This is a genomic window from Rhodococcus sp. IEGM 1302 (assembly GCF_030056935.1).
Taxonomy (GTDB): domain Bacteria; phylum Actinomycetota; class Actinomycetes; order Mycobacteriales; family Mycobacteriaceae; genus Rhodococcus_F; species Rhodococcus_F qingshengii.
Genome location: NZ_JASHKY010000006.1, coordinates 136,985 through 149,923, shown reverse-complemented (window position 1 = coordinate 149,923; position 12,939 = coordinate 136,985). Strand labels below are relative to the sequence as shown.

Genomic DNA, 12,939 nt, shown 5'->3' with positions numbered 1-12,939 from the left:
CGTCTCGTGAGCGCCGCACCGATTCGCTCGTCGGCATCACATCGAGCGACATTGCCCGAGAACTTCAATCTCTTCGATGAAGACAGTCTGGCCCTGGAAAAGATCCGCGACGTGTGGCTGAAACGCGGATTGTGTACTCGTCCTGCTGATCGAAACACCGCAGAAGCCTCTGTCGCGCAACTGTATCGACGCTCCGGGCTCCCGAAACCGGAGTTCGTCTGGGTCCCGTCGCCGTCTGCTGGTTCGGACCTGATCGTCACCGAAGGACTGTCGACCAAGATGTCATTGGACGGCACCGGCCTCGACTGCGCTTCCGGGTATATCGCGAGCATGTTTGCGGCTTCGCGCCGACGCATGGACGCGCGAATCGAATGTCGGAGAACTGGCTGGCAGATGGAACGCCGGCAGGGGGAGCGCCTGATCAGGGCGTCCATTTGGGAATCGTTGCACACCACGCTGTTCGACGGCGTCGCAGCTGCGATACGAACGATGTTGACCCCGGTGGCCGGGGAAGTGACCTGGTACGGGCAGCAGGACGCACATCGAATCGCGTACTACGACACATGCCATCGATTCGGTCTTGCGACCTTCCGCTCGGAAGACCGTGAACTCCTCGACGTGCAGACCGCACTGGCTGACTCGACCGGGTGGTGGTGGGCGTTCGACGACGTGTGCATCATGGCGGAACGACCCACTGCCTTACATGCCGAACCGATTCCGGGCAGCGCGCAGGGGGCACGGCGCTTGCATCATTCTGATTCCCCCGCAATCGAATTCGTAGACGGTACAAAGGCGTTCGTTCTACACGGAGCGATCGTTCCAGACTGGGTGGTGCTCGACCCCACCGCCGAACGCATCGCACACGAGCGCAATGTAGAGATCCGTCGATGTGCAATCGAGCGGATCGGGTGGGATTCCTACATCGAGCTGGCGGGCCTGACACTGGTCGACCAAACCGACGATCCCGGTAACGCCGGTTGCCTGCTGCAGCTCTACGCGTCGCCGGAGGGCTGGGGTCGAAGTGGACGGATTCTCCTCGCGGTCAACGGTTCTCTCGAACGCGACGGGCATCGGCGTCGATACGGCCTTCACGTACCCGGATGGTTTACCTCCGCGTTGGATGCCGCCGGATGGACTTACGGCATCACCGGTACCGACTATTCCCGTCTCGTTCGTCGAACCTGAATCTCGAACCCTCTACCCTCAATCCTCAAACCTTGGGTGATACTTATGAACTCGAACATGACCTTGTCCGCTCTCACCAGCCTCACCGGCCTCGATGTCTTCGACTACCTGGACCAGGAAGTGTCCATTCCTGTGATCGACGGACTTCAGGCGCAAGGCGATCTCATCGTGATCCCGTTTTCGCTGCTCGCAAATATCGTGGCGCCTCTGCCATGGACACGCTCTGTGAGAGTGCCGCTCTCCGGCGTGGAACTGCTGCGAAGTGCGGCGGGAGGGAACCCCCACAGTCTGGTTGCAGACGAAGGGGAGTGCACGTGGTCGACGCCGGTGAAAGATGCTCGGGGCCTTGCACTCGGCATGCTCGACACCCGGGTGACCGCGTACCTGATCCATCCGGAGCACGGCGCGACCGGAATCGCTCCGGGGCGATACGTCATCGGCCGGCAGCAGGAAAGGGGCGTCGGGCGTGCGCGCGGTGCGGTGATGCTTGTCGCCGATTGACACGCCGGCCTCGAGTTGGCGGGGGAGTGAGCACCACTTGCATAGGGCGAGCACCGGTTTCCGTGTGCTGGACGGTGTGTTGGGTCGAGGGAAAGGGTGCTCGGTCGGCAAAGGCTCCCGCACAAACACGAATGCCCTCACCGAGACGGTGAGGGCATTCGCGTGTGGTGCGCTTACTTCTTGCGGCCAGGAGCCTTCGCGCCGGCCTTGAATCCGAGTCCGCCTGCCTTGGGGGCGGGCGGCGCGGCAGCAGGCGCCGGAGCTTCCGCGGGTGCGGACGCCTCAGCAGGCGCTTCAGCGGCGGGTTCTGCCTTCACAGGTTCGGCGGCGGGTTCTGCCTTCACAGGTTCGGCCTCGGGAGCCGGGGCCTCAGCAGCCGGCGCCGGGGCCGCAGCGGGAGCTGCCTTCCGGGCACCGGGAGCCTTTGCGCCCGATTTGAATCCGAGTCCGCCGGCCTTGGCGGCAGGCGGAGCCTTCGGGGCTTCCGCCTCGGCGGCCGGAGCCTCTGCCGGTGCAGCCGGAGCCTCTGCCAGAGCCTCTGCCGGAGCAGCAGCAGGTGCTTCAGAAGCAGGAGCAGCCTTTGCTCCAGGAGCCTTGGCCCCGCCCTTCATCTGCAGTCCCTTGCCGCCGGGTGCCTTGGCGCCGGACGCCAGGCCCAGACCCTTCGGCTTGGCGACGGGTGCAGCAGCTTCGGGTGCAGCGGCCTCAGCAGCCGGAGCTTCCGCTGCCGGCGCGGCAGCGGCCTTTGCTCCGGGTGCCTTGGCGGCGCCCTTCATCTGCAGTCCCTTGCCGCCGGGAGCCTTGGCCCCGCCTGCCAAGCCGAGACCCTTGGGCTTTGCGACAGGTGCTGCCGGTGCAGCAGCTTCGTCAGCGGGAGCTTCCGCGCTTGCGGCGGGAGCCGCTTTCTTGGCGCCGGGAGCCTTTGCCCCGCCGGCCATTCCGAGCCCCTTGCCGGGTGCCTTGGCACCGGGAGCTTTTGCACCTGGTGCTTTGGCGAGGCCCTTCATGGCCAGACCCTTGCCTGCCGGTGCAGCCTTGGCTTCCGGAGTCGCGGCAGCTTCCTCGACTTCGGCGACCCGATCCTGCTCGACGGTCTCGGCCTTTGCCTCAGCAGCGACCGGTGCCTTCTCGCGTGGGATCACCTTGATGTTCTCGCCGAGCTGGGCGGGATCGAGACGAGTGACGGAGTTCAGCATCAGCTGCGCGACGTCGACGACCTCGACGCCTTCGCCCTGGCCTTGCTCCTGGCGGGCAGTGACGCCGTCGGTGAGCATGACGCGGCAGAACGGGCAACCCGTGGCGATCTTCTTGGGGTTGGTGGAGAGCGCTTCGTCGACGCGGTCGACGTTGATGCGCTTGCCGATGTTCTCTTCCATCCACATGCGAGCACCACCGGCACCACAGCACATGGAACGTTCGCCGTGACGCGGCATTTCGACGAGCTTGGAGCCTGAGGCTTCCATGAGTTCACGGGGAGCGTCGTAAACCTTGTTGTGGCGTCCGAGGAAGCACGGGTCGTGGTAGGTGACGTCTTCGCTCACGGACGCAACCGGGATCAGCTTCTTCTGGCGCACCAGACGGTTGAGCAGCTGAGTGTGGTGCACGACCTCGTAGTCGCCGCCCACCTCCGGGTACTCGTTGCCGAGGGCGTTGAAGCAGTGCGCACAGGTGACGACGATCTTGCGCTTCTTCTGCTCGATACCGTCGAAGACCGAATTGAGCATCTCGATGTTCTGCATCGCGAGCTGCTGGAACAAGAACTCGTTGCCGGCACGACGTGCGGAGTCGCCGGTGCAGGTTTCGTCGGCGCCGAGGACCATGAACTTCACTCCCGCGGTGGCGAGGAGTTCGGCAACGGCCTTGGTGGTCTTCTTGGCACGGTCTTCGTAGGCGCCGGCGCAGCCGACCCAGAAGAGGTACTCGTAGTCCTCGAAGCTGTCGGCGTCCTTGCCGAAGACGGGGATCTCGAAGTCCATCTCGTTGATCCAGTTGAGGCGATCCTTGGAGTTCTGACCCCAGGGATTGCCCTTGTTCTCGAGGTTCTTGAACAGGCCGGCGAGCTCGGAGGGGAACTCCGATTCGATCAGGACCTGGTAGCGACGCATGTCGATGATGTGGTCGACGTGTTCGATGTCGACGGGGCACTGTTCGACGCAGGCGCCGCAGTTGGTGCAGCTCCACAAGGTTTCGGCGTCGATGACCGGGGCCATCTCGCCTTCGACGGTTTCACCGACGAGCTTGCGGTCGGCCTCGAGGCGTGCCGCCTCGGGGATGGCTGCGAGGGCGCCTTCCTTGACATTGCCTTCGCTGTCGACGAGACCGATCTCGTCGCCGCCCATGTCCTTGCGTCCACCAGCGAGCAGGTACGGGGCCTTGGCGTAGCCGTGGTCACGCAGCGACATGATGAGCAGCTTGGGCGAGAGCGGCTTTCCGGTGTTCCACGCGGGGCACTGGGACTGGCAACGACCGCACTCGGTGCAGGTGGTGAAGTCGAGCCAGCCCTTCCAGGAGAAGTCTTCGATGTTTCCGGCGCCGAGAGTGTCGGTGTCGGGGTCGACGTTCTCCATCGTCAGGACTTTGCCCTTGGACATCATGGGCTTTGCCGCGCCGAGGGCGACGGTGCCGTCGTCTTCACGCTTGAAGTAGATGTTGAAGAACGCCGAGAAGCGGTGCCACGCGACGCCCCAGGTGATGTTGCGGCCCACGATCGCGAGCCAGATCATGCCGGTCATCAGCTTCACGAATGCGAACACCGAGATCATGACGGGGCTGGCGGGAAGCAGTTTCGCGACCTGCATGGTGAAGAAGTCGGTCCACGGGTTGGCGTGACCGTAGGTCGCGATCTTGCCTGCCTTGACCATGATCATGCCCAGGCCCTCGAGCAGGACGATGCCTTCGATGACGTAGGCAGCCTTGAAGTTGGAGCCGCCGAAACGGGACAGGCGCGCGGGCAGACGCGGGTGGTTGAGCTGACGGATCACGATCAGCGTGGTGATACCGATGACGGTGCCCAGGCCGAGGATCTCGTCCCACAGGTGCCACGCCCACGTGTTACCGAAGATGGGCCAGTGGAATTCGGGGTTGAACGTCTGGCCGTAGGCCTCGAACCACAGCAGGAACCCACCGAGGAAGCCGACCATGACGAGCCAGTGGGCCCAGCCGACGCTGCGGAACTTGTTCATGCGCGTGTGCGCGATGAACTCGATGATCATCTGCTTGAAGCGAGGGAAGAACGGGCGCCATCGATCGGGTGCCGACTGGCCGATGCGCACGGTGTTGAACATCCTCAGCGCGCCTGAGAGGAAGATGTACCAACACACCAAGCTCAGCAGAGCACCAATCGTGCCCAACGTAATCGTCAGGGCATTCATGTCGCGGCCTTTCGTTTCAGGGCGACGCGTCGGCCACCTCGGGACAGCCCACTGATACTAACCTGCGTTATGTTACCCGCCAGTAACTAGCATTACCAGCCTGTAGGTACCGGCTGGTAACCGCTCGTGGCCTGGAGAGATCGATCTTCTGCGTCGGACGGGCTGGGCCAGACGCAGACATGTCTGGTCGTCACGTTAGGCGGTGCCCGTCAGGTGTCCATCTGTCAGGCAGCCCTAAGTCGGGTTCCGAGCAGGTGAGAACAACCGACCGGCTGTTATCGTTACGCCCGTCACGCACAGGGGAAACGGGTGGTGTGAGTCATCGACTGACGCCCGCCCGATCCCGGGGAGGATCAAAAATGTTCATTCGAAAAGCTGCGGCCGTCGCAGCGATGACCATTGCCGCTACGGGCATCGCTGCAGGTACTTCTTACGCAGCTCCGGAGACGTCACCCGACGTTTCGTACACCGCCGAGGTCGTCGACCAGGCCGTTGTCACCACCATCGACGCCGGAGCATTCCGGGTCTCGGGCGACGGAACTCACGTCGACTTGCAGAACAGCCAGGGCGCAACTCTCGTGAGCCTTCCGCTCGCGTTCAACCTCGGCGACGTTCAGTTCCCGTTCGACGAGACCGTCAGTGAGGACGGCAAGACCCTCACCCTCAAGCCGAACCTGGACCCGGCCAGCTCCAAGCCGAAGTCGGTCGCTGCCGAGTTCACCCCGGTTGCTTCGCCTGACGAGGATCAGAAGGCAATCGAGAAGTTCCAGTCACAGCTCGGGCTTGCCACGCAGATCGGTAGCCTCACCGGCACGATCGTCGGGGCGGTCATCGGTTGCATCGTGGGTCTGCCCGGCCTGGTCGTCGGCTGCCTGCCCGGCATGGTCACAGGGGCCGGTATCGGTGGAGTCGCCGGTACCATCCTCGCCGGCGGCGGAACCGCCGTCGTCGCGGGCTTGGACCTGATCAAGGTTCTGAACGCTCCGGCTGGAACAACTCTCTTCCAGTAGAACGTCACGAACGCCGAAACGGGCGCCACACCTTCAGAAGGTGTGGCGCCCGTTTTGCTGTCTCGAGGAATGCGTGTGATCAGTAGTCGCGAACCTTCAGGCCTGGGTTGGCGGCGAGGATGTCGTTGATCGGCGTCGCGTACTGGGTCGGGGCTTCTTGCCCGAACAGTGTCTCTGCCTGAGCGATCTCGCACAGGGGAGAGGTGGCGACGTTGGACGCACTCGTGATGCCCACTGCCAACGTTCCGGAGACGATCGGGCCACCGCTGTCACCCTGCAGGACGCAGATGTTGGTGGTGAAGCCGTTGTCGAGGGTGTGATCCAAAACCTTTGCGACGCGGTTGACGCCGGTGACGACGCCGCAGCTGAAGCCTGTGGTCGATCCTGCCTTGCAGACCGGGGCGCCCACGACAGGATCGGCGGTACCGGTGATGTTGACCGAGCGGTTGAACGGGACCCGCACGCTGTTGTTCTCGAAGCGGTACTTCGCGTTGTCGTCGATGTTGATGATCGAGTAGTCGCGCCCGTCGAAGCTGCTCTTGGCGAAGTACCCGACGCGGGGCCCGGTCTGGTTGTTCACCATCGGGAAGACCTGGCTGGAGTTCGAGGTGCCGGCAGCGGCACGGTTGGGATCGCAGTGACCGGCGCTGATGTTGACTGTGCGTCCTGAACCGTCGGTGCCGTTGAAGCCGAATGAACAACGCAGTCCAGTGTTACCGGAGGTTGCGCCGAAGGCGTCTCCGCCCAGTGCAGCGTCGCCGGTTGCGGATCCGGTTGCGGGGATGAGGTCCGCGACGATCGGGGGAACCAGTAGCGGAGCAGCGGTATGGACGACGGTCCGCTTCAGGAACTCAGGCAATTCGATGCCGGCGGCAGGATCGGCGGTGAGGGCGACTCCGTTGCCGACGACGTCGACGGCAATGCCACGCACGAGGTCTGCGACCTCGGCAGGCTGCGAATCGAGCCAGGTGTTGAGTGCCGAGAGTTGACTTTGCAGAGCCTGCTCGCTCTGCGCGACGTCCTTGACCTCGAAACCGGCCTTCTCGGCGGCCTCGCGGGCAGCATCCTTGTCTCGACCGTCAGCGAGAGCGACTACGCCCTTACCGAGGTCGTCGAGCCACACTCCGGCAAAAGAGTCGGGAAACTGGACGCGCGCGATGGCGGCGAACTCCGCGAGCTTCTGCGCGAGTTCGGAACGCGAGACGAACTGGTCGGGCGTCAGCGCCAAGTCGTGCTGTAGGGCTTCGGCGAGTTCGACGGGCAGATGGGCTGCCTGATCGGATACCCCGGATTCGTTCGGTTCTGCGTTCGCGACCGCGGTAATCGGTCCGAGGAGCAGCAGCGCGGCCGAACCGAACACTGCGGCGCGACGTGCGATGGAGCTTCGCATGTGGGCCTTTCCACTTCGTTGACCGCGTACCACCCCCCTGGGAGCACACGGATACGGCTCACGGACTTGTGGTGAGCCGATCACAGTCGACCATGACTATATGGGTTCGAACGCGCTATTCCCACCCGTTACATGAGCAGACAGCGCTGACCTCGACCGACAACAGCACTGTGCCCGCCGATCGCGAAACGGATCGGCGGGCACAGTGCGTGAATCAGTGGTTGGTCAACCTGCAGTGCGGACGCGGATTCCGGCACCGACACCGCCACCGGAAGCGCGATCTGCCGCGTCGAGGATGTCTCCGACCGGAATACCCAGATTCGAGGTTCCACCGGAGGTCGCCAGTACCAGGTTCGCTTCGTTGCAACTGGGTGCTCCGCTGCTGTTGGAGCCGCTGGTGATGCCCAGAGCCAAGGTTCCGGAGACGATGGCGCCGCCACTGTCCCCGGCGAGGGTGCACGCGGTGCCGGCGAATCCGCGAACGGTTCGTGAATCACCGTCCGCCATGACCAGTTGAGTTTCGACGCGATCGGCTGCCACGACACCACAGGTGAAGGACGACGTCTGGCCGGACTTGCAGATGGGAGCGCCGATCACGGGACGTGCTGTTCCGGTGATCGCGAGGGTGGTCCCGTTGGCACCGCGGACGGCAGCACGGTCGAGGCCCGCGTCGATGCCGGACTGATCGAACTTGATGACCGAGTAATCGAGATCGCCGGCGTTGTTGCCGACGGAAGACTGTGAGAATGCTCCGATCAACTGACTGTCGTCGACGTTCGCGTGATTCGGCAGGTAGACGGGCGACTTCGAACCCTCGGCCGGATTGCAGTGTCCGGCACTGATATTGAGAGCATTGTTCTGATCGTCGACGGCGTTGAACCCGAACGAGCAGACCGAGATGTTCTCGGTCGGTGTCTCGCGAATGGGGCCTGTCGACGTGATGTAGGTGTCGCCGCCGAGTGCTCCGGGATCAACCGATCCGCCACCGTCCGGGCTGAGAACGATCTTGGTGTTCTCGAGCAGGGTCGGAAGATTGAGCGCCTGCCCGACGGGGCTGTTCGCGACGTCGATGACGACCTGGTTGTTCAGGACGTCGATAGTCGCCGAATTGACTGCGCGTGAGATTTCCTTGGGCAGCCCGGCAATCCATCCGTTGACGTCGGCCAGCGTCTTCTCGAGGGTGTCGGCGGAGACGGGGGCGACGTGCGTGCGGTAACCGTCGTCGGCCGCGATGCGTGCAGCTTCGGTGGTGGTGACGGCTACGACGGGTTGACCGTCGAGTCCCATCCACGAGCCGGCGTAGTCGCCAGGGCGCTCGGACTTGAATTCCTGGGCGTATGCACCGAGTTCCTGAGCTTTGGCAGCGCGGTCCAGATACTCCTGTGGGGAGATCTTCAGATCGCGTGTGATCGCCTCGACCAGCTCAGCCGGAAGCTGATCTGCCCCGAGCTGTTCGACATGCGTGTCGGAGGCGGGCTCTGCCGATGCCGTCGTGGTGAATGGAGCTGCGAGCAGTAGTGCCGAGGCGCCGACCACAGCGGTGCGGATCGCCAACGAGTTACGCATGAAATCCCTTCAAGTCCCCGGCACCGAGCCGGTAGGTACCGCACCCACCATAGGGGAAAAGTTTCGACGAGGAATATGTGCCTGTTGTCGGCAAGTCGAATTATTCTGTCTAACTTGGCATTCCGGGTCTCGGGGCCAATGGCATGACGGGCATGTCGGGATTCGGAACCACCGGATCGGTTGTGTCGGTCGGGTTGGACGGCTGCGTCGGCGTTGTCTGTGTATCAGTGGGGTCGGTCACGGCGGGAGTGTCCGGGGTATCCGGATCGACCGGATCGACCGGATCCAGCGGTCCGACGACCGGCGGCAGGTTCTCGATCCGAAGGGGATCGATCTGGATGGTGATCGGCGATCCCTGTTGCGCGGGGACGTTCGCCGTAGTGGATTTCTCTGTACCGGTGCCCGGACTCACCGGGATGGGCTGGGATTCGGATGAGGTCGATTCCGCTTCGGATGCCCACGACTGCGCCGTCGGCTGCGCGCCGAGAGCGGGTACTTCCGGTGGAGGTGAGGTCGCTGATTGCGTGCCTGTCCCGGATGAACTCGTCGGGGTGGCAGCTGTGTCCGTCCCGGGGGACAGGGAAGATTGTGCGTCGAGAATCCTGGGTGCTGAAATGGTCGGAGTGTGTCCGATGATGACCGCGGCCGCGCAACCCGACACCGTCAGAAAGACTGCGGCGGCTGCTGCGGCGATGATCGGTCGGCGCTCCGACCGCCACTGGCGATTCAGCCAACCGTCGATGCTCGGTTCTTTCGTGACCGGTGCCTCCACGCCGGATTCCGGCTCCGGTTCGATCAGAACGAACGGCGGAAACTCTTCGGGGGTGTCCTCTGGCTCGGCAAAATCGGTTGGCTGGGGTTCGGGACAGGTAGAGGTGATCGAGAAGGCCAACGCTGCGGCTCCGCGAGCAGCACGGTCGTCGGCGTGCGGATCCGCGAGCCAAGCTGCAGAGGCTTCATCTTCTGAAATCAGTTCGACGCCGTCGAGATTCATGCTGTCGAGTGCGCCGCGCAGTACGTCGACGGAATCGCTCGACCAACCCGCGGGGATCACCGCAGAGATGTTCAGGTTCTGATCGGTGAGTGTTCGGACTTCCTTGACCAGGCAATACATTGCTGTCGCTACCAGTTCCTCCCCTCGCGTCATGTGCTCGGAGAAGTTGTCGGTATCGTCGGTGCCGACCCTGTCGAGGAACCCGCGCAACCCGGTGGACCCCGCCGCGGTTCCGCCTAGCTGCACGGTGCCGTCGGGGGCGTGGTGCAGAACCGATTCGCGTTCGAGGGTCACCAACTCCGAGTCAGGTCTCGCGATCGCAGCAATGCTTCGTTTGTTGCCGACGGCGAGTCCGACTCCCCACTTCATAGCGATCCCCGTTTCACAGTTACCGAACTTTGCTCGGCAGGCATGTCCTGATTGCTGTGAAAACTATCACTTAAACGGATATACGCAACCCTCTGGACAACATGCAGCTAACTACTTGTTCGACGGTGTCATGCTGCGAAGGATGGTGAGCAGTTCCGAACGAGACTGCGCCCCGACGCGCCGCTTGATGCGTGCGACATGGTGCTCGACGGTTTTAGCGGAGATGTAGAGGCGTTCGCCGATTTCCCGATACGTCAGTCCGACGACGACGAGTTCGGCAACTTCTTGTTCGCGCTCGGTCAACACCGACGGTGGCGCCGCACTTGTGGCGGTATCGGTTGCACTTGTCTCGGCCGTCGACGTTGTGCGTAGCGAGCGCGCAACGTGGAGCAGTGCCGTGGCCGATCTGGTGTCCGGGGTGCGCAGCGCTGCTTCGCCGGCGAGGCGAGCGGCGTCCCACGGGAGTCCGATCCGACTGAGCGTTCGTGCGGCGGCTTCGACACCGTCTGCGTCGACGTTGCCTTGCATGAGTAGGAGCCACTGGCGTCCGGCGATCGCCAAACCGGCTGCGTAAGTGTGAGTTTTGGCTGATTCGGCGAGTGTATGGGCGTGTGGGAGGAGATCGGCCGGCGACTGCGAGAGGATCGACGCCTGGACGCCGTACCAATGCAGCGGCGACGACCACAGCGGCGGCTCGCCGAGCGCGCGGAGGAGTGAGCGCGCGTCGTCGACGAGATGCTCGACCTGCTCGGTCTCCTCGAGCCGTACTGCCGCGAGCCACAGTTCGCCGATAGGAAGCAGATTGAACAGATCAACGCTGCAGGACGAGAGGGTGCCTGCCGCGCCCGACCAAGCTCGACGCAGCTGGGCGAGATCGCCGGAACGCCGAGCGAGACCCACGATCAGAGCATGCAGAAACAGTGCGTCACGCTCACGGAGGGGGCCGCGGACTACCTCCTGCGGTAGGTCTTCGAGAATCGCGTCCTGCCCGCGGACCATCGCGATCCAGGCGCCGAGGAGGTGAAGTCGCGCCCACGTGTGGCTGCTTGCGTCGTCGGCGGCGATCGCGGCCGTGACGACAGCGGCGGCCCGTTCATGGGCGCCGTTGTGCAGGAGTGCGAGAGCTACCAGCGCCGGGGCGGAATCAGGCTGGAATTCAGATGTGTCGGCTCCGCCGGGGAGCGAGAGTGCGCGCGACATCGTGTTGAGCGCACTCGGCGCGCTCCCGGTGACCGATTGCATCAGTCCGTTGGCCAGTGTGGTAGCGCCGACCGTCGAGCTCGACGGTGATCCTGTGTGTCCGGTGAGCGCGGCGTTCGCGTCATCGACCTTGCCGATGCCGAGGAAAGTGATTGCGGCGAAGGGGGATTCGTTTCCGGTGCGCCCTGGCCCCAGCCAGGTGTAGAGATCTGCAGCGGCGCCGAGTTGGCCGCATGCTGCGGACGAAGCTGCGCGGATTCGCACCGCCGCAGCCAATCTCGCGTCGTCGAGATCGGGTGCGGCGATGACGGAATCGGCCAGACGGCAGGCAGTGTCGAGGTCACCACTGCGAGCCGAGACCTGGGCGTACAGCAGCGTGTCGGCCACCCCGAGAGGCTCGATCGAATTCACGCGGCGAAAGAGATCTGCCGCGACCGCCGGCGTGCTCGCCTCGACGGCGTCTCGTAGTACACCCGTGAGATCGCGGTGGCGGATTCCGGAGTCGAAAAGTCTTCGTGCTGTGTCGATATCGAGGGTTCTCGTGTGTGCGCGTGATTCGACGATTCTGATCAGCTCGCTGCGGATACGCCCGGTGCTCGTCGACTCGGCGAGCACGCTCGCGATGAGTGGTGATCGCGAACCGAACAGTCCGGTCGCCAGTGCCCGGTCGAATGCAGCTGTGAGGCTGAACTTCTCCTGTCCCAGATCGAGCTCGAAGGCGTCGATGTCCGGGACGGCGAGTGAAACTTCGAGGATCTCGCGCTCGATCGGATGCAGAGCGGTGACCTGGTGGAGGATGTGTGTGCGTATGGCGTTCGGCATTTCCGGGCGGCCTGCCGAGGCGGCGGCGAAGTACGCTTCGATCGCCCCGAAGGAACCACCGGACAGATGCTCGAGCGCCACCACGGCGCGGTCGTCGAGCGGGACTCTTCGCTCGGCCGCGATCTTCCGAATATCGTTTCGGTTCAACGGGTTCAGATGCAACACGGTGCCGAAACTCGAGATGTTCGAGTAGATCGGTGCGAGTGGTGGATCGATCCGATCGGAGGCTACGACAACTCCGAGGTCGTCACGTTGGACAAGCTCTTTCAGGGCACGGATTTCATCGGAGGTCAGAGCTTGCGCGTCCGCGATCACCACAATCGCGTCGGCGGGGACGTCATGCGTGACTGCGGTGACCACGGGCTTGTCACCCGATTCGATTCGCTTCCGAACAACCCTCGTCACTTGGGGCCGAGCGCTGGCATCGGTCCCGGTGACGAATAGGCGCAGTGGCGATGCAGTCAGGTCGACGTCGCGCAAAAGTCCTGCGATGAACGACGATTCGGTGCCGTTGTCACGGTTCATCGAAAG

The 12,939-nt window shown here is 63.7% G+C and carries 8 protein-coding genes; 3 read left to right on the top strand and 5 right to left on the bottom strand.

Annotated features, from left to right (window positions below):
• The first annotated feature begins 6 nt into the window (after positions 1 to 6).
• Entirely contained in the window at positions 7 to 1,185 is a 1,179-nt protein-coding gene (locus QM609_RS12885) for a DUF6745 domain-containing protein (RefSeq protein WP_076948789.1), read from the top strand.
• A gap of 45 nt (positions 1,186 to 1,230) precedes the next feature.
• Entirely contained in the window at positions 1,231 to 1,686 is a 456-nt protein-coding gene (locus tag QM609_RS12880; RefSeq protein WP_003943690.1) for a DUF8820 family protein, read from the top strand.
• 173 nt (positions 1,687 to 1,859) lie between these two features.
• Here QM609_RS12880 and QM609_RS12875 read toward each other — a convergent pair whose 3' ends face one another.
• Positions 1,860 to 5,057, bottom strand: coding sequence for a (Fe-S)-binding protein (locus tag QM609_RS12875; protein ID WP_058038563.1), 3,198 nt, complete (start codon positions 5,055 to 5,057; stop codon positions 1,860 to 1,862).
• Positions 5,058 to 5,416: 359 nt separating this feature from the next.
• Between QM609_RS12875 and QM609_RS12870 the strand changes: the two genes are divergently transcribed.
• The gene (locus QM609_RS12870; protein WP_076948790.1) at positions 5,417 to 6,067 is read left to right on the top strand and encodes a DUF8020 domain-containing protein; all 651 of its coding nucleotides are present in this window, start codon (positions 5,417 to 5,419) and stop codon (positions 6,065 to 6,067) included.
• Positions 6,068 to 6,146: 79 nt separating this feature from the next.
• Here the strand turns inward: QM609_RS12870 and QM609_RS12865 are convergent, their stop codons facing one another.
• The 4 genes from QM609_RS12865 to QM609_RS12850 form a co-directional block, all read right to left on the bottom strand.
• A complete protein-coding gene (locus tag QM609_RS12865; RefSeq protein ID WP_007726683.1) occupies positions 6,147 to 7,457 on the bottom strand; it encodes a S1 family peptidase in 1,311 nt (436 codons plus the stop codon).
• 225 nt (positions 7,458 to 7,682) lie between these two features.
• The gene (locus tag QM609_RS12860) at positions 7,683 to 9,023 is read right to left on the bottom strand and encodes a S1 family peptidase (protein WP_042452237.1); all 1,341 of its coding nucleotides are present in this window, start codon (positions 9,021 to 9,023) and stop codon (positions 7,683 to 7,685) included.
• Positions 9,024 to 9,132: 109 nt separating this feature from the next.
• Positions 9,133 to 10,386, bottom strand: coding sequence for a hypothetical protein (locus QM609_RS12855; protein ID WP_076948791.1), 1,254 nt, complete (start codon positions 10,384 to 10,386; stop codon positions 9,133 to 9,135).
• A gap of 111 nt (positions 10,387 to 10,497) precedes the next feature.
• Entirely contained in the window at positions 10,498 to 12,933 is a 2,436-nt protein-coding gene (locus tag QM609_RS12850; RefSeq protein ID WP_283337291.1) for a LuxR C-terminal-related transcriptional regulator, read from the bottom strand.
• Positions 12,934 to 12,939 lie beyond the last annotated feature (6 nt).